Origin of the sequence: Loktanella fryxellensis, from assembly GCF_900110065.1 — a bacterium.
GTDB lineage: Bacteria > Pseudomonadota > Alphaproteobacteria > Rhodobacterales > Rhodobacteraceae > Loktanella > Loktanella fryxellensis.
The window spans coordinates 118,853-135,911 of the sequence record NZ_FOCI01000009.1; the positions used below are offsets into that span (position 1 = coordinate 118,853).

Genomic DNA, 17,059 nt, shown 5'->3' on the forward strand with positions numbered 1-17,059 from the left:
CGGTTGATTACGTCCGTCAGAAACCTAAATCAGTTCAAACACCAAGGATCATGGGATATGGAACAAGACGCGCTGGACCTCGGGCCCGACAGGACGCTGTTGCTCGTCGATGACGACGAGGCTTTCGTCAAGCGGCTGGCCAAGGCGATGGAGAAGCGTGGCTTCGAGGTCGAGACCGCCGAGAGCGTGGCGGATGGTCGCAGCATCGTCACCCAACGACCGCCTGCCTATGCGGTCGTCGACCTGCGACTGGAGGATGGCAACGGTCTTGACGTGGTCGAGTTGCTGCGCGAACGCCGGCCGGATTCGCGCATCGTCGTGCTGACCGGTTACGGTGCCATCGCCACAGCCGTGGCGGCGGTCAAGATCGGCGCGATCGACTATCTTGCGAAACCTGCCGATGCCACGGACGTGACAAGCGCCCTGCTGGCCCGCAAGGACGAGCTGCCGCCGCCCCCCGACAATCCGATGAGCGCCGACCGCGTGCGGTGGGAGCACATCCAGCGCGTCTACGAGCTGTGCGACCGCAACGTCAGCGAAACCGCCCGTCGTTTGTCGATGCACCGTCGCACCCTGCAGCGCATCCTGGCGAAACGCAGCCCGCGCTAGGGTCTGTTTTCAGATGCCGGCCAGCAGCGCCGCATGGCGTGCGGTGAAATCGGTGCGGACCTGCACGGGCGGTCGCAACGCAATCGACAGCGTGGCGATCAGTGCCGCGTCCTGACGGCCAAAGAACCGGTCGGCCTCGGGTTCTGAGAAACCGGCGATCTGCACCGCCTCCAGCCATGCGGACACGCTGTCGGCGGCCTTTATCCGGCGTTTCACCTTGTCCGGCAGCACCGCGGGCAGGCCGAAGCGTAGGTGGATCGCGGCGGTCAGGCGGGCGTCCAGATCCTTGTAGGCCGGTCCGATCGCCGCCTTGACCGGCGAGATCATGTCGCCGATCACATATTCCGGCGCATCGTGCAGCAGCGCCGCCAGCCGCCAGCGATCCGACACGCCGGGGTTCTGGCGGGCGAAGATCTGTTCCACCAGCAACGAATGCTCTGCCACAGAGTATGCATAGTCGCCCAGCGTCTGCCCGTTCCACCGCGCAACAAAGGCAAGGCCGTGCGCGATGTCCGCGATTTCGACATCCATCGGCGTGGGGTCCAGCAGGTCGAGGCGGCGCCCTGACAGCATCCTTTGCCAGGCACGGGGTTGTTTCATGGTGCCATTCCGCTGCGACAGGTCGTTCGTTGTTTCACTGGGCCCACTATGCTATCGCCCGCGCCAAAGATGAAGTGCAAGGAGCACAAGCGGATGACCACGGATTACATCGTCAAGGATATCGCCCTCGCCGCCTTTGGCCGCAAGGAACTGGACATCGCCGAAACAGAGATGCCGGGCCTGATGGCCTGCCGCGACGAATTCGGCACGACGAAGCCGCTGGCCGGTGCCCGCATCGTGGGCTCCCTGCACATGACGATCCAGACTGCGGTGCTGATCGAAACGCTGACCGCCCTCGGTGCCGACGTGCGCTGGGCGTCATGCAACATCTTTTCGACGCAGGACCATGCCGCCGCCGCCATCGCAGAGGCGGGCGTGCCCGTCTTCGCGATCAAGGGTCAGAGCCTGGAAGAGCATTGGGACTACCTCGACAAGTCCTTCCAGTTCGCGGACGGACCGAACATGATCCTCGACGATGGCGGCGATGCGACGCTCTACGTCCTGCTTGGCGCGCGCGCCGAGGCGGGAGAGGAGATCATCCCGGTCCCCCAGTCCGAAGAAGAAGAGGTGATCAAGAAGCAGATCGCCAAACGCCTGGCGCAGTCGCCCGGCTGGTTCACGAAGGTCCGCGACGCGATCAAGGGTGTGTCCGAGGAAACCACGACCGGCGTGCATCGCCTGTATGATCTGCACAAGAACGGCCAACTGCCGTTCCCTGCGATCAACGTGAACGATTCAGTGACCAAGTCGAAGTTCGACAACAAGTATGGCTGCAAGGAGTCGCTGGTCGACGGCATCCGCCGCGCCACCGACACCATGATGGCCGGCAAGGTCGCCGTCGTCTGCGGTTACGGTGACGTGGGCAAGGGATCCGCCGCCTCTCTCGCCGGTGCCGGTGCCCGCGTGAAGGTGACCGAGGTCGATCCGATCTGCGCCCTGCAGGCGGCGATGGACGGGTTCGAGGTCGTGCTGCTGGAGGATGTGGTCGGGTCAGCCGACATCTTTATCACCACGACGGGCAACAAGGACATCATCCGCATCGAGCATATGCGCGAGATGAAGGACATGGCGATCGTCGGCAACATCGGCCACTTCGACAACGAGATTCAGGTCGCCGCGCTGAAGAACCACAAGTGGACGAACATCAAGGAACAGGTGGACATGATCGAGATGCCGTCGGGCTCTCGCATCATCCTGCTGTCCGAAGGTCGACTGCTGAACCTCGGCAATGCCACGGGTCACCCGTCATTCGTCATGTCCGCGTCGTTCACCAATCAGGTGCTGGCGCAGATCGAACTCTGGACAAAGGGCGACGAATACCAGCCCGGCGTCTACATCCTGCCCAAGAAACTGGACGAGAAGGTGGCCCGCCTGCACCTTGCGCGGATCGGCGTGAAGCTGACCGAGCTGAAGAAGGATCAGGCGGATTACATCGGCGTCACCGTCGATGGCCCGTTCAAGCCGGAACACTACCGCTACTGAGGCGGATTTCCACGAAAGCCGCCCCTGCATCCGCAGGGGCGGTTTTTTCTTGTCCCAAAGCAGGTTTCACGCCTAGGTTTACGCTGCGGCACCCTGCCGCCCGGAGAGTGTGTGATATGGGCAAGAGAGACGATCTGATCGCAACCTATGCCGCCGATCTGCGCGACAAGTTCGGTGTGACCGCCGACATGGACCTGCTGACCAAGGTCACCATCGGCTGCGGTCCTGTGATCTACAGCGACGACGCCAGCACCGTGGCAGGCAGCGACAAGGCAGAATTGCAGCGCATCGTCGACGGTTTCCTGAATAAGAAGCTTGGCCTGCCCGACGGGCCCGACCTGATGGCCGGTGTGGATGCGGTGATCGAGACCTACGGTCGGTCGAACCGCAGCAAATATCGCGCCGTGGTCTATTATCTGCTGACCACGCATTTCGGCAAACAGTCCGTCTACGGCTAGGTCAGCCCGCCCATCCGCAGCACCTGCGCCCATTCAGCGGGCGTTACCGGCTGCACCGACAGGCGGCTGTTGCGCACCAGCACCATGTCGGACAAGGCAGGCTCCGCCTTGATCGCATCCAGCGTGACCGGGCGGGGCAGGGGGCGGTCTGCCTTCACGTCGACGCAGACCCATTTGTCATCGTCCGCCGTGCTGTCGGGGTGGGCGGTCGCCATCACGGTCATGATGCCGACGATCTCTAGCCCCGTGCGCGAGTGATAGAAGAACCCGGTGTCGCCCACGGCCATGTCGCGCATGAAATTGCGGGCCTGATAGTTGCGCACGCCGTCCCATTCCGACACGCCCTTGGCCACCAGATGATCCCATCCGAACACCTCCGGCTCTGACTTGAACAACCAATGGGCCATGTCATTCCTCTTTCAACGGACGGGCAAGCAGGCTCTGCAATGCGGTTTCGACACTGATCAGCCCCTCGGACAGGGCGGCGACGACGGCGCAGATCGGCAGGTCGATGCCGCGATCCGCGCCCAGCAGCGTGACGGCGCGGGATGTGGCGGCGCCTTCGACGGTCTGTGTGGGATCGGCGGCAGCGCCGGCCCCCCGCGCCAGACCAAAGCGGTAATTCCGCGACAGGTCGGACGTGCAGGTCAGCGCCAGATCGCCCAGCCCGGACAAACCGTTCAGCGTTTGCGGATCGGCCCCCAATGCCTGCGCCAGGCGCTGCATTTCCGCAAAGCCCCGCGTCATCAACGCCGCCCGCGCACTGTCGCCCAGCCCCGCGCCGATGGCCACGCCGCAGGCGATGGCGATGACGTTCTTCAACGCGCCGCCCAGTTCCGCGCCAGTGGTATCGGTCGTGCGATACAGGCGCAGGGTGGATGTGGACAGGCCTTGTTGCAGGGCCATTCCGGCACGGTCGTCGGCACAGGCAAGCGTCAGTGCGGTCGGCAGGCCGCGTGCGATGTCGGCGGCGAACGACGGCCCCGTCAGGATTGCAGGCATGGCATCGGGCAGCGTCGCACGGATCGTCGCCACCGGCCCGGTCAGGGTGTGCAGGTCGATCCCCTTGCAACAGGCAACCAGCACCCTGTCATGCAGCGTGTTCGCATGGATCGTCAGCACCTTGCGCAGGGTCTGCGCCGGCACGGCCAACAGGATCGCATCCGCCTGCGTCAGATCCGCAATGTCGTCCGTCACCACGATGCCGTCGGGCAGGGCGACACCGGGCAGATGACGGCTGCGCCGGGTCGTCGCCAGATCGTGCGTGTCCCGTGCCCACAACGTCACGCCCCGCCCATCCCGCGCGAGGGCGACGGCCAGCGCCGTGCCGAAGGCACCGGCACCGACGACGCCGATCACGCCTTGGCTCCTTTCCGGCCGGACCCCAGCATCGCGGTGGCGGTGCCGTCCAGCGGCCAGCGGGGGCGGGCGGACAGGGTCATGTCGTCCACGTCGCCGCGAGCCAGTCGGTGGAACGCCGCATGGGCGATCATCGCGGCGTTGTCGGTGCACAACGCCAGCGGGGGGGCCGTGAACCGGACGCCGCGTTCCTCGCACAGCCCGGCCAGTGCCGTGCGGATCGGGGCATTGGCGGCGACGCCACCGGCGACGGCCAGCACGGGTGCGGCGGGGTCCAGCGCCAGATACAGGTCCAGCGCACGGGCCGTCTTGATCCGCAAGACGTCGGTCATCGCGGCCTGAAATCCTGCGGCCAGATCCGCCTGATCGGCCTGCGTCAGGGTCTGATCAGGCCCCATCGCCCCGTCCCGTGCCCGCAGCAGCGCGGTCTTCAACCCCGAGAAACTCATGTCGCAATCGGCGCGGTCCAGCAGCGGGCGGGGCAGGGCAAAGCGCTTCGGATCGCCGTGTGCCGCCGCCTGTTCCACCGCAGGTCCGCCCGGCTGCGGCAGCCCAAGCAGGCGGGCGGTCTTGTCGAACGCCTCGCCGGGGGCGTCGTCGATGGTGCCGCCGATGCGCTGGAAACGGTCAGCGTCGTGGACGATCAGAAACTGGCAATGCCCGCCAGACACCAGCAGCATCAGATAGGGGAACGCCACCCCATCGGTCAGTACCGGCGTTAGTGCATGCCCCGCCAGATGGTTCACCCCGATAAGCGGCAGACCCGTCGCAGCCGCCAGCCCCTTGGCGCACATCACGCCGGACAGCACGCCGCCGATCAGGCCGGGACCGGCAGTCACCGCGATGGCATCGCAGTCCCGCAAGGCCACATGCGCCTGCAACAGAGCCTGTTCCACGCAGACATCGACCTTTTCCGCATGCGCGCGCGCCGCGATTTCCGGCACGACGCCGCCGAAGGCCGCATGCAGCGCGCCTTGCCCGTGGACGACCGACGACAGGATCGTCGTGCCGTCCGGTGTCTGCCGCACGACCGCGGCAGCGGTATCGTCGCAACTGCTTTCGATACCGAGAATGGTGCGGATCATGGGATCCCCCTGTTGCGCCGGGACACGTCGCAGGTAACACTGCCCGCCTGTCCACACAACACGGGCCGCGATGGAACCGATCCTCCTCATCACCCGCCCGGCCCCCGCCGGGGTGCAGTTCGCGGCGACGGTCGCGGCGGGGCTGGACGTGCCGCACCGGGTCCTGCATGCACCAGCGTTGCAGATCACGCCGCTGGACTACCGGATGCCGGATGCGGCGGGCGTGATCTTTACCTCGGCCCGCGCCGTGTCGCTGGCGCCGATGGGCGCCGGGCTCAGGGCCTTTTGCGTGGGCGATGCCACCAGTGCGGCGGCCACAGCGCGTGGCTATTCGGTCATGAACGCCGCCGGTGACGCGGATGCGCTCGTCGCGCTGATCCTGCAGCACCGCCCGCCCGGCCCGCTGGTGCATCTGGGGGGGCGGCACCGGCGCGGGGCCATCGCCGAACGACTGACCGCAGCCGGCGTGCCCTGCACCACGGTCGTGGTTTACGACCAGATGCGCCTGCCTGAGGGCGACCTGCTGCGCGAGGCGGCGAGTGGCGACACGCCCGTCGTCGCTCCCGTGTTCTCGCTCCGCTCTGCGGGCGGGGTGCTGGCGCTCGACTGGCGTGCACCCCTGCACGTCGTGGCGATCAGTGCGGTCGTGGCGGATGCCTTTGCGGCGCTGGCACCGGCGCGGCTCTTGACGGTGGCGCATCCTGACGCAGATCACATGGTGCAGATGACGCGGGCCACCCTGTGGGGCCTCTCGACACTTGAGGGTGGGGCGCACGCGGTCTAACGTCTTGCGACAACGGTGGGTCGGCGTGCCCGGATAAGACAGGATGGTGGACCTCGTGGCAAATGAACCGGCAGAGCAAGGCGGCCCCGTGACGACACCGCAATCGGACGATGCGATTGCAGCCGTCACCGCGATGCCGCCGCCCACCCTGCCACACGCCACCGCAACCCCTTCACCGGCCGTGCCACCGCAGCCCGTTGAGTCAACGACGCTGGGTGAAGCGGAACCCGTCAAGGCGAGCGAGCCTGCGAAAGTCACGTCCGAGGCGACCCGGCCCGCGCCAACCCTACAGGCGGCACCTGCCAAGCAGCGCAGCGTCTTCCTGCCCCTGCTGCTGGGTGGCCTTGTTGCCGGCGGCGTCGGCTACGGTACCGCCTATGTTCAGTTCGGCCCGCGCGAGACCGTCGATCTGACGGGGATTCAGGATCAACTGGGCGCATTGCAAAGCGATGTGGCCAACATGCCGCAAACCGATACCGCCCAGATCGAGGGTGTCGTGACCGACCTGTCGGCGCGGCTGGAGGTTCTGGATGGTCGCGTGGACGACCGTTTGGCCGCTTTTGAGGCGCAGATCGCCGATCTTGCGGCGCAGGCCCCGGTGATGGACAGCAACGTGGCCGATGCCGCCGTGTCGCAACTGTCCGATCAGATCGCGGCACAGCAGGCGGACCTTGATGTGCAGCGCGCCGCGCTGGAGGAGCAGATCGCAGCCACCCGCGCCGAAGCCGAGGCGATTCAGGCGCAGGCGGTGGACGCCGCCCGTGACGAGACGGTACGCGCTGCGCTGGCCCGGGTGCAGGGCGGGCTTGAAACCGGTGCGCCGCTGCAAGAGGCGCTGGACGATCTGGGCGGTGCCCTGAGCGATCCGGTTCCCGCTGCGCTGACCGCCGTGGCAGAGGGCGCGCCGACGCTGGCCGCCCTGCAGGACGCCTATCCCGACGCCTCTCGTGCTGGTCTTGCCGCGGCGCGGACCGCCGGCGAGGCAGGTGACAATGCGACGGGCGTCGGAGCCTTTTTGCGCAACCAGCTGAACGTCAGGTCCACAGCCCCGCGTGACGGCACCAGCGCCGACGCGGTCATGAGCCGGGCCGAGGACGCGTTGCGCACCGGTCGACTGAACGACGCACTGGCCGAAATCGCCACCTTGCCACAGACGGCCCGCACCGCCATGGCCGACTGGATCGCACTGGCCGAGGGCCGCGCCGCGGCCATCGACGCGGCCGACCAGCTCTCTGCCACCCTGACCGCCAACTGAAGGCCGCACCCATGTTCACGACATTCCTCAAGATCCTGGCCTTCGTCGCGGTCGTCACCGGCCTGACATGGGGTGCGGTGCAACTGCTGGATACGCGTGGCGGCGCCAGTATCAGCGTCGCGGGATACGAGATCACGCTGGATGCGTTGCAACTGGTCTTCGCCTTCGTCCTGTTGATCGGCATCGTCTGGCTGACGCTGAAGCTGTTGGGTCTGCTCGTCGCCGTATTCCGGTTCCTGAATGGGGATGAAACCGCGCTGTCGCGGCATTTCGACCGCAACCGCGAACGCAAGGGGTATGTGGCGCTGTCGGACGGGTTGTTCGCGCTGGCCAGCGGTGACGGTCATCTGGCGATGACCAAGGCGCGCCGGGCGGACAAGTATCTGAACCGCCCCGACCTGACCACGCTGCTGACCGCACAGGCCGCCGAGATGACCGGCGACACACGCACCGCCGAGGCGAGCTATCGCAAGCTGCTGGAGAAACCCGAAACGCGGTTCGTCGCGGTCAAGGGCCTGATGCAGCAAAAGCTGGCGGTCGGTGACACGGATACCGCGCTGGGCCTTGCCCGCAAGGCGTTCGAGATCAGGCCGAAGGACGAGGCGATCCAGAATACGCTGCTGCGGCTGCAGGCCGAGAAGGCCGACTGGTCCGGCGCCCGCGTGACGCTGGGTGCCAAGCTGAAGTCGGGGTCACTGCCGCGCGACGTCCACAAGCGTCGTGACGCCGTTCTGGCGCTGTCGGAGGCGAAGGACATCCTCGACACCGGCAAGTCGGTCGAGGCGCGCGAAGCCGCCATCGAGGCGAACAGGCTGTCGCCCGATCTGGTGCCCGCGACCGTCATGGCCGCCCGCGCGATGGTCGAGGAAGGCAACGTCAAGAACGCCAGCCGCATTCTGTCCAAGACCTGGGGCGTCAACCCGCACCCGGACATCGCCGCAGCCTTCGCGGACATCGCGCCGAACGAGACGCCCGCAGAGCGCCTCAAACGGTTCCGCAAGCTGACGACGCAGAACGGCAACCACCCCGAGACGCGGATGCTGCTGGCCGAACTGCACATCGCGGTCGAGGATTTCCCGGAGGCACGGCGTAGTCTGACCAGCCTGATCGCCGAGGATCCGACCGCGCGGAGCCTGTCGCTGATGGCTGCCATCGAACGCGGTGCCGGTGCGGACGAGGATGTCGTGCGCGGCTGGCTGACCCGTGCCCTGTCCGCGCCGCGGGGGCCGCAATGGATCTGCGACAATTGCCAGCATATCCATGCCACGTGGACGCCGGTCTGCAACAACTGTCAGGCCTTCGACACGCTCAGCTGGAAGCGGCCGCCGGTCAGCGAAGTCGCCATGCCCGACGGCACCGACATGATGCCGCTGCTGATGGGTCGCACGCCACCGGCGGTGCAGGTCAGTGACGCCGACGTGCTGGACCCGCCGATGGCCATCGGTCGCTATGACGATCCGGACAGCGATCCATCCCGTAACGCAAAATAGCACTTTTCGACCGGTCGCGGGGGTGCTAATGCCTGCCCCCATGGCGCCGCACTAGCTCAGTCGGTAGAGCACATCATTCGTAATGATGGGGTCGGGGGTTCGAATCCCTCGTGCGGCACCAGAACCCCCTCCGAGATTTAATCACCGCCTTCGGTCACGGCTTTGCCTGCAGCGTTGGCGCGTGGACCTGCATCTGGGCGAACAGGAACCGCCGCACGGCCTGTTCGCGGGGGGCCATGTGGACGTCGCGGTGGCAATTCAGCCAGTAGTGGCGCCGCAGCAGGACCGTGTCGCCCAGCACCGGCTCCAGCGCCGGATCGCGGTCGCCGAGGAAATGGGGCAGCACGCACAGCACCAGACCTTCGCGCGCCGCGGCCTGCTGGTTGAAGATGGTCGAACTCTTGAACACAGGCCTGATCTGCGGATGAACGTCCCCCAGATAGTCGAGGCCGGGCGCGAAGATCATGTCCTCGATATAGCCGCCGAAGGGGTGATCCAGCAGGTCGTTGCGGGTGCGGATCGGCGGGGCCTTTGCAAGATACGACGGGGCACCGAACACGCCCAGCGTGTAGTCGGTCAGCTTTTCGCTGACGTAGGTGCTGACCTTGATCGGGTCGAGTGTGATCGACACCTCCGTCTCGCGGCGTGACAGCGACATGATCTGCGGCAGGGCGATCAGTTCCAGCGCGATCCCCGGAAACTGCTGCATGAAGGCGGGCAGGATGCAGTTGCTGAAATAGCTGCCGAAGCCCTCGGGGGCCGCGATGCGCATCAGGCTTTGGCGCAGGGGTGCTTCACCCGCCAGATCGGCGCGCAACTGGTCCGCCTGTGCGGCCATGCCCTGCGCCGATGCGATCAGGGCGCGCCCGTGGCTCGTCAGGGCGTAGCCCTTTGGATTGCGCTCGAACAGGCGCAGGGCCAGCGCCTGTTCCAGCCGGTCGATGCGCCGCGACACGGTGACGTGGCTGGTGCGCAAATGGCGCGCCGCCTCTGACAGCTGACCGCTGCGGGCAACCGCAAGGAAGAACCGCAGGTCGTCCCACGTGAAATCAGCCATGTTTGCGGTAACACCCCTGTCTGAACGAAAATGGACACATGCTGTACGGAATTAATGAGTTCTGAACGCTTGTGTCAAACTGCTTTTCCTGCGACGTTCCCCGCAGGCAGGCCCGCTGAGGAGAGGGTCTGACGTTTCAGAACAGCAGGTCACGTCCCGCAGATCGCCTTTGGCGATGTGCGGCAGCGCCCAAAGCGGCGTGACGGGATCCACCAACAGGGAGAGAGAGACATGAACAAACTGATCATGACAACGGCGCTGGTCGCCGCAGGCGCCGCCCCCGCATTCGCGCAGGTGTCGGACGATGTGGTGAAGATCGGCATCTTGAACGACCAGTCCGGCGTCTATGCCGACTTCGGCGGCCTGTCGTCCTACGAGGCCGCACTGATGGCGGTCGAGGATTTCGGCGGCACCGTGCTGGACATGCCGGTCGAGGTCATCACCGCCGACCACCAGAACAAGGCCGACATCGCGTCCAACATCGCCCGCCAGTGGTACGACACCGAACAGGTGGACAGCATCATGGAGCTGACGACATCCTCCGTCGCGCTGGCCGTGCAGGCGCTGTCGAACGAAGCCGGCAAGGTCACGATCACCACGGGTGCCGCCACGACCGAGCTGACCGGCGCGCAGTGCGCCCCCAACAGCTTTCACTGGGCCTACGACACCCACGCGCTGGCCGTCGGCACCGGCGGTGCACTGGTCGAACAGGGCGGCGACAGCTGGTTCTTCCTGACCGCCGACTACGCCTTTGGCTATTCGCTGGAAGAGCAGACGTCCGCGTTCGTCACCAGCCAGGGCGGCACCGTCGCAGGGTCCGTCCGTCACCCGCTAACGAACCCCGACTTCTCCAGCTTCCTGCTGCAGGCGCAGGCGTCGGGCGCCAAGGTCATCGGTCTGGCGAACGCCGGTCTGGATACCCAGAACGCGATCAAGCAGGCCGCCGAGTTCGGCATCACGCAGGGCGGCCAGCAACTGGCGGCGCTGCTGTTCACCCTGTCCGAAGTGCATGGTCTCGGCCTCGAGGCCGCACAGGGCCTGAGCCTGACGGAATCCTTCTACTGGAACCGCGACGAGGCATCGGCTGAATTCGGCAACCGCTTCTTCGAGCGGACTGGCGTCATGCCGAACATGGTCCACGCCGGCACCTATTCCGCCGTGCTGTCGTATCTGAAGGCGATCGAGGCCGCCGGCACCGACGAGGCATCCGCCGTGTCGGCCAAGCTGAAGGAATTGCCCGTCGATGACGTCTTCGCGCAGGGCGGCACCGTGGGTGCTAACGGGCGCCTGATCAAGGACGTGTATCTGATGCAGGTCAAGGCCCCGGGCGAAAGCGACATCGCATGGGACTATTACAACGTGCTGCAGACGATCCCCGGTGCCGAAGCCTACCTCGACCCGGCCGAGAGCGGTTGCCCGCTCGTTCAGGGTTGAGCGGAGCGGTTCCGTGCAAGCCATGCCTGTGACATTACAGGACCAGCCGCGGGTGGTTCTATCCGCCCGCGGCCTCGGCAAGGATTTCTCCGGGTTCACCGCCGTGAATAGTGTGGACCTTGACGTCGAACATGCGCGGATCCACGCGCTGATCGGCCCCAACGGTGCTGGCAAGACCACTGTCTTCAACCTGCTGACCAAGTTCCTGCCGCCGACCCGTGGCAAGATTATGCTGCTGGATCAGGACATCACCAACGTGAAGGCCGACAAGATCGCCCGCATGGGCCTCGTGCGGTCGTTCCAGATCTCTGCGGTGTTTCCGCATCTGACGGTGCTGGAAAACGTCCGCGTCGCGCTGCAACGGCCCAGCGGGCTGGCAACGCAGTTCTGGCTGCCGCTGTCGTCGCTGGACCGCCTGAACGGTCGCGCCGAGGAGCTGATCGCCGATCTGGGCCTGACCCAATACCGCGACACGCGTGCCACGGACCTGTCCTATGGCCGCAAGCGCGTGCTGGAGATCGCCACGACGCTGGCGCTGGACCCCAAGGTGCTGCTGCTGGACGAACCGATGGCCGGCATGGGCGGCGAGGATGTGGCCGTCGTGGCGGGCATCATCAGCGAGGTCGCCAAGACCCGCGCCGTCCTGATGGTGGAACACAACCTGTCCGTCGTGGCCGACATCTGCCACCACGTCACCGTGTTGCAACGGGGCGAAATCCTGGCGACGGGCGATTACGCGACCGTGTCGCAGAACCCCGCCGTCCGCACCGCCTATATGGGTACGGAGGACTGAATGGCCCCCCTATTGAATGTTGCCGGGCTGCAGGCCTGGTATGGCGAAAGCCACATCCTGCACGGCGTCGACCTGCACGTGAACGCGGGCGAGACGATCTGCATCCTTGGCCGTAACGGCATGGGCAAGACGACCACGCTGCGGTCGATCATGGGCATCCTGTCGAAGCGCACCGGCACGATCACCTTTGACGGCACCGACCTGATGAAGACGTCGCTGCACAACACCGCCAAGGCGGGCGTGGGTTTCGTGCCAGAGGAACGGGGCATCTTCGCCACGCTGTCGGTGCAGGAAAACCTGATGCTGCCGCCCAAGGTCGCCGAAGGCGGCATGAGCGTGGACGAAATCTATACGCTGTTCCCGAACCTGAAGGAACGCCGCAATTCGCCGGGCACCAAGCTGTCGGGGGGTGAACAGCAGATGCTGGCGATGGCCCGCATCCTGCGCACCGGCGCGAAATGCCTGCTGCTGGACGAGCCGACCGAGGGCCTCGCCCCGGTCATCATCCAGGCGATCGGTGACGTGCTGCGCACGCTCAAGGCGCGCGGCATGACCGTGGTGCTGGTGGAACAGAACTTCCGCTTTGCCTCCAAGGTCGCCGACCGCTTCTATGTCATGGACCACGGCACGATGGTCGCAGAGTTTCCGGTGGCGGATCTGCCGAACCGGATGGCCATGCTCAACGAAACACTGGGGGTCTGACGATGACGACGATTTTCGGCTATCCCCTTGTCGTGTGGATGGGCCAGCTGCTGCTGGGCCTCATCAACGGCTCGTTCTATGCGATGCTGTCGCTGGGCCTTGCGGTGATCTTCGGCCTGCTGCGGGTCATCAACTTTGCCCATGGTGCCATGTACATGCTGGGCGCGTTCGTCGCCCTGCTGATGGCGACGTATCTGGGTTTGAACTACTGGGTCGCGCTCTTCGTCGCGCCGCTGGTCGTGGCACTCGGCGGTGCCATCGTGGAACGCACCATGCTGTCGCGGCTCTACAAGCTCGACCACCTCTATGGGCTGCTGTTCACCTTCGGCCTCGCGCTGCTGATCGAAGGGACGTTCCGTTATCTCTTTGGCGCGTCCGGCCAACCCTATCCGGTGCCTGCGGCCCTGTCGGGTGGCGTGAACCTCGGCTTCATGTTCCTGCCGATCTATCGCGGCTGGGTCATCATCGCCTCGCTCATCGCCTGCCTTGCGGTCTGGCTGCTGATCGAAAAGACGAAGCTCGGCAGCTACCTGCGCGCCTCGACTGAAAATCCGGTGCTGGTGCAAAGTTTCGGGGTGAACGTGCCCCTGCTGCTGACGCTGACCTATGCGCTAGGCGCGGGTCTGGCGGGGCTGGCTGGCGTGCTGGCCGCACCGATCTATCAGGTGTCGCCGCTGATGGGGACGAACATCATCATCATCGTGTTCGCCGTGGTCGTCGTCGGCGGGATGGGGTCCATCCTGGGTGCGATCATCACCGGCTACATGCTGGGCATCGCAGAGGGGTTGACCAAGGTCATCTATCCCGAGGCGTCGAACATCGTGATCTTCGTCATCATGGCCATCGTGCTGATCCTGCGTCCCGCGGGCCTGTTCGGAAAGGATGCCTGACATGAGCGGCGCAACACACACACCGGCTGCGGCACAGACGACCACCTTCGGCAATGCGGGCGCGCTCCGCATCGTCATGATGGTGGTCATCCTCGGGCTCCTGCTGGCGGCACCCTTTTTCCTCTACCCCATCTTCGTGATGAAGCTGCTGTGCTTCGCCCTGTTCGCGGCGGCGTTCAACCTGCTGCTGGGCTACACCGGCTTCCTGTCGTTCGGCCATGCCACCTTCTTCGGCGGCGCGTCCTATTTCACCGCCTACACGGTGAAGGAATGGGGCGTATCGCCGGAAATCGGGATCCTGATCGGTGTCGTCGGTGCGGCGGCTCTGGGCCTTGTCATGGGCCTGATCGCGATCCGGAGACAGGGCATCTACTTCGCCATGATCACCTTGGCGCTGTCGCAGATGTTCTTCTTCTACTGCGTGCAGTCGGGCTGGACCAAGGGCGAAGACGGCATCCAGTCGGTTCCGCGCGGTCACCTGTTCGGCCTGATCGACCTCAGCAACACGACGAACATGTATTACTTCGTCCTCGCCGTGTTTCTGATCGGCGTGGCGATCATCTACCGCTTCGTGAATTCGCCCTTCGGCATGATCCTCAAGTCGATCCGCGAGAACGAGCAGCGCACCGTGTCGCTGGGCTATGCGGTGGACCGTTACAAGCTGGGGGCCTTCGTGATGTCCGCGGCCCTCGCAGGCTTGGCGGGCGGGCTGAAGTCGCTGGTGTTCGGGTTCGCCACGCTGACGGACGTGACGTGGCAGATGTCGGGCGAAGTCATCCTGATGACCCTGCTGGGCGGCATCGGCACGATGATCGGCCCCGTCGTGGGCGCCGGCATCATCGTCACACTGCAGAACGAACTCGCCACCTCGGACTTTCCGGTGACGATCATCACGGGGCTGGTGTTCATGGCCTGCGTGCTGCTGTTTCGGCGCGGTCTGGTGGGTGAATTCTATGCCTCGCGTCTGGGGCGCAAGCTGGGGTTCCGGCCCGAACAGTAAGGGCCGGGACGGAACCGAACCGACAAGGCACGTCATGGAAACCTACGATTACATCGTCATCGGCGCTGGCAGCGCCGGTTGCGTGCTGGCCAATCGCCTGTCGGAGGATCCGGCCAACCGGGTCCTCCTGCTCGAGGCGGGGGGCAACGACAACTATCATTGGGTGCATATCCCGGTCGGCTACCTCTATTGCATCGGCAACCCGCGCACCGACTGGCTGTACAACACACAGCCAGAGGCGGGTCTGGGCGGGCGCAGCCTGATGTATCCGCGCGGCAAGGTCCTGGGCGGCTGTTCGTCGATCAACGGCATGATCTACATGCGCGGTCAGGCCCGCGATTACGACGGCTGGCGCCAGATGGGCTGCACCGGCTGGGGCTGGGACGACGTGCTGCCCTCGTTCCGGGCGCAGGAAAACCATCACCTCGGCGATACCGACATGCACGGCACAGGCGGCGGCCTTCGGGTCGAACAGGCGCGGGTGCGCTGGGACGTGCTCGATGCGTTCATGGAGGCCGCCGTGCAGCAGGGCATCCCGCGCACGGGTGACTTCAACGGCGGCGACAACGAGGGCGGTGGCTATTTCGAGGTCACCCAGCGCAACGGGTTGCGGTGGAGCGCGGTGCGCGCCTTTCTCCGTCCCGCGATGAAACGGCCCAACCTGCGGGTGCTGACTGGTGCGCAGGTGGCGCATCTGACGATCGCGGACGGTCGCGTGACGGGTGTCGCGTTCGACCATCAGGGACAGCGCAAGGCGGTGCAGGCCGCGCGCGAAACGATCCTGTCCGCCGGGGCCATCGGGTCGCCGCACATCCTTGAACGCTCCGGCATCGGGCAGGGGGATCGGTTGCAGGCGGCGGGCGTGACACCCGTCGTGGATCGCCGCGATGTAGGAGAGAACCTGCAGGATCACCTGCAACTGCGGCTGATCTACAAGGTCACGGGTGTGCGGACGCTGAACGAACAGGCCAGCACGCTCTGGGGCAAGGCAGGCATCGCGCTGGAATACGCGCTGAAACGCTCCGGCCCGATGTCGATGGCACCGAGCCAGCTCGGCATCTTCACCCGGTCGGGGCCGGAAAAGGAAACGGCGGATCTGGAATACCACGTCCAGCCCGTGTCGCTGGACAAGTTCGGCGACGCGGTCCATCCGTTCCCCGCCATGACCGCCAGCGTGTGCAATCTGCGTCCCGAAAGCCGCGGGTCGGTGCACCTGTCCAGCCCGCATGCCGCCGATGCCCCGCTGATCGCGCCCAACTACCTGTCCACCGACGGCGACCGCCGCGTGGCGGCGCAGGCGATCCGCCTGACGCGCCAGATCGCGGCGCAGCCCGCATTCGCGAAATACCACCCCGAGGAATACCGTCCCGGCCCCGCCTATCAGTCGGAAGAAGACCTGCAGCGCGCGGCAGGAGAGATCGGCACGACGATCTTCCACCCCGTCGGCACCTGCCGCATGGGCAGCGATCCTGACAGCGTCGTGGATGCGCGCCTGCGCCTGCGCGGTCTGTCGGGGCTGCGGATCGCCGATGCGTCGATCATGCCGACGATCACCTCGGGCAACACGAACGCGCCGACCATGATGATCGGCCACAAGGCGGCCGAGATGATCCTTGCGGACGCACGGGCGATGGCCGCGACCTGACGGACGGAGCCCCGCGCGTCAGATCGCGCGCATCGCCGCATCCACATGTGCGGCGCCCGCGCCTGCGCCCCTCATGCCTGCCTCTTTAATGACTGTCACGGGGCACCTCGCGTCCACGGCAGCCCTTGAGGATGCCGAAGTCGGCCCCGGTATCGGCCCCCTCGACCATGTCCACGAAGAGCTTGGAGTAGCCGCTGGCGAACATCGGTGCCGCCGGCTGCCATGCGGCCAGACGGGCGGCCAGTTCGGCGTCACTGATGTCCAGATGGATGCGCCGGGCGGCCACGTCGAGTTCGATCATGTCGCCGGTGCGCACCACGGCCAGCGGTCCGCCCGCCGCCGCCTCCGGCGCGGTATGCAGCACGACGGTGCCATAGGCGGTGCCGGACATGCGCGCGTCGCTGATGCGGACCATG

At 65.9% G+C, this 17,059-nt stretch carries 17 protein-coding genes, 1 tRNA gene and 1 pseudogene; 13 read left to right on the forward strand and 6 right to left on the reverse strand.

The annotated features are described in order from the left end of the window. Positions 1 to 57 precede the first annotated feature (57 nt). On the forward strand, positions 58 to 609 hold the full coding sequence (locus tag BMX16_RS09010) for an ActR/PrrA/RegA family redox response regulator transcription factor (protein ID WP_089901988.1): 552 nt from the start codon (positions 58 to 60) through the stop codon (positions 607 to 609). Positions 610 to 618: 9 nt separating this feature from the next. Here BMX16_RS09010 and BMX16_RS09015 read toward each other — a convergent pair whose 3' ends face one another. Next, entirely contained in the window at positions 619 to 1,209 is a 591-nt protein-coding gene (locus tag BMX16_RS09015) for a YfbR-like 5'-deoxynucleotidase (protein WP_089901991.1), read from the reverse strand. Between the two features lie 93 nt (positions 1,210 to 1,302). Here BMX16_RS09015 and ahcY point away from each other — a divergent pair, with 93 nt between their 5' ends. Next, the gene (ahcY, locus tag BMX16_RS09020; RefSeq protein WP_218139854.1) at positions 1,303 to 2,691 is read left to right on the forward strand and encodes an adenosylhomocysteinase; all 1,389 of its coding nucleotides are present in this window, start codon (positions 1,303 to 1,305) and stop codon (positions 2,689 to 2,691) included. 116 nt (positions 2,692 to 2,807) lie between these two features. Further along, a complete protein-coding gene (locus BMX16_RS09025; RefSeq protein WP_089901994.1) occupies positions 2,808 to 3,149 on the forward strand; it encodes a DUF2853 family protein in 342 nt (113 codons plus the stop codon). On the opposite strand, the gene BMX16_RS09030 is transcribed toward BMX16_RS09025, so the two are convergent. From BMX16_RS09030 to tsaD, 3 genes are read right to left on the reverse strand one after another with little or no spacing between them, the layout of a single operon-like run. Next, complete coding sequence (locus tag BMX16_RS09030) at positions 3,146 to 3,556, reverse strand: EVE domain-containing protein (RefSeq protein WP_089901997.1); 411 nt, start codon at positions 3,554 to 3,556, stop codon at positions 3,146 to 3,148. The two genes, BMX16_RS09025 and BMX16_RS09030, sit on opposite strands and share 4 nt — an antisense overlap. A 1-nt stretch (position 3,557) precedes the next feature. Beyond that, a complete protein-coding gene (locus BMX16_RS09035) occupies positions 3,558 to 4,508 on the reverse strand; it encodes an NAD(P)H-dependent glycerol-3-phosphate dehydrogenase (RefSeq protein WP_089902000.1) in 951 nt (316 codons plus the stop codon). After that, positions 4,505 to 5,593 (reverse strand): tRNA (adenosine(37)-N6)-threonylcarbamoyltransferase complex transferase subunit TsaD, encoded by a 1,089-nt coding sequence (gene tsaD, locus BMX16_RS09040; RefSeq protein WP_089902003.1) that lies wholly within the window; start codon positions 5,591 to 5,593, stop codon positions 4,505 to 4,507. The genes BMX16_RS09035 and tsaD overlap by 4 nt, the downstream gene beginning before the upstream one ends. A gap of 70 nt (positions 5,594 to 5,663) precedes the next feature. Here tsaD and BMX16_RS09045 point away from each other — a divergent pair, with 70 nt between their 5' ends. The 4 genes from BMX16_RS09045 (at position 5,664) to BMX16_RS09060 (ending at position 9,243) form a co-directional block, all read left to right on the forward strand. After that, entirely contained in the window at positions 5,664 to 6,377 is a 714-nt protein-coding gene (locus BMX16_RS09045; protein ID WP_089902006.1) for a uroporphyrinogen-III synthase, read from the forward strand. A gap of 55 nt (positions 6,378 to 6,432) precedes the next feature. Next, the gene (locus tag BMX16_RS09050) at positions 6,433 to 7,632 is read left to right on the forward strand and encodes a COG4223 family protein (RefSeq protein WP_143058008.1); all 1,200 of its coding nucleotides are present in this window, start codon (positions 6,433 to 6,435) and stop codon (positions 7,630 to 7,632) included. Positions 7,633 to 7,643: 11 nt separating this feature from the next. After that, complete coding sequence (locus BMX16_RS09055) at positions 7,644 to 9,122, forward strand: heme biosynthesis protein HemY (RefSeq protein ID WP_089902010.1); 1,479 nt, start codon at positions 7,644 to 7,646, stop codon at positions 9,120 to 9,122. Between the two features lie 45 nt (positions 9,123 to 9,167). Continuing rightward, positions 9,168 to 9,243: transfer RNA gene (locus BMX16_RS09060), tRNA-Thr, on the forward strand. A 33-nt stretch (positions 9,244 to 9,276) separates the two neighbouring features. Here BMX16_RS09060 and BMX16_RS09065 read toward each other — a convergent pair. Further along, on the reverse strand, positions 9,277 to 10,179 hold the full coding sequence (locus tag BMX16_RS09065; protein ID WP_089902013.1) for a LysR family transcriptional regulator: 903 nt from the start codon (positions 10,177 to 10,179) through the stop codon (positions 9,277 to 9,279). A 231-nt stretch (positions 10,180 to 10,410) separates the two neighbouring features. Between BMX16_RS09065 and BMX16_RS09070 the strand changes: the two genes are divergently transcribed. The 6 genes from BMX16_RS09070 to BMX16_RS09095 are packed head-to-tail and all read left to right on the forward strand — an operon-like array spanning position 10,411 to position 16,643. Next, positions 10,411 to 11,613 carry an ABC transporter substrate-binding protein gene (locus BMX16_RS09070; protein WP_089902015.1) on the forward strand — a complete coding sequence of 401 codons (1,203 nt, stop codon included), beginning with the start codon at positions 10,411 to 10,413 and terminating at the stop codon, positions 11,611 to 11,613. A gap of 22 nt (positions 11,614 to 11,635) precedes the next feature. Next, entirely contained in the window at positions 11,636 to 12,406 is a 771-nt protein-coding gene (locus tag BMX16_RS09075; RefSeq protein WP_089902020.1) for an ABC transporter ATP-binding protein, read from the forward strand. Further along, positions 12,407 to 13,108 (forward strand): ABC transporter ATP-binding protein, encoded by a 702-nt coding sequence (locus BMX16_RS09080; protein ID WP_089902023.1) that lies wholly within the window; start codon positions 12,407 to 12,409, stop codon positions 13,106 to 13,108. Between the two features lie 2 nt (positions 13,109 to 13,110). Continuing rightward, entirely contained in the window at positions 13,111 to 13,998 is an 888-nt protein-coding gene (locus tag BMX16_RS09085; RefSeq protein ID WP_089902026.1) for a branched-chain amino acid ABC transporter permease, read from the forward strand. Next, positions 13,991 to 14,998, forward strand: a complete 1,008-nt coding sequence (locus tag BMX16_RS09090) for a branched-chain amino acid ABC transporter permease (protein WP_218139856.1) — start codon at positions 13,991 to 13,993, stop codon at positions 14,996 to 14,998. The genes BMX16_RS09085 and BMX16_RS09090 overlap by 8 nt, the downstream gene beginning before the upstream one ends. Before the next feature lie 34 nt (positions 14,999 to 15,032). Continuing rightward, the gene (locus BMX16_RS09095; RefSeq protein ID WP_089902032.1) at positions 15,033 to 16,643 is read left to right on the forward strand and encodes a GMC family oxidoreductase; all 1,611 of its coding nucleotides are present in this window, start codon (positions 15,033 to 15,035) and stop codon (positions 16,641 to 16,643) included. A gap of 85 nt (positions 16,644 to 16,728) precedes the next feature. Here the strand turns inward: BMX16_RS09095 and BMX16_RS09100 are convergent. Beyond that, positions 16,729 to 17,059, reverse strand: a pseudogene (locus BMX16_RS09100) (dihydroxy-acid dehydratase domain-containing protein); the annotation flags it as partial.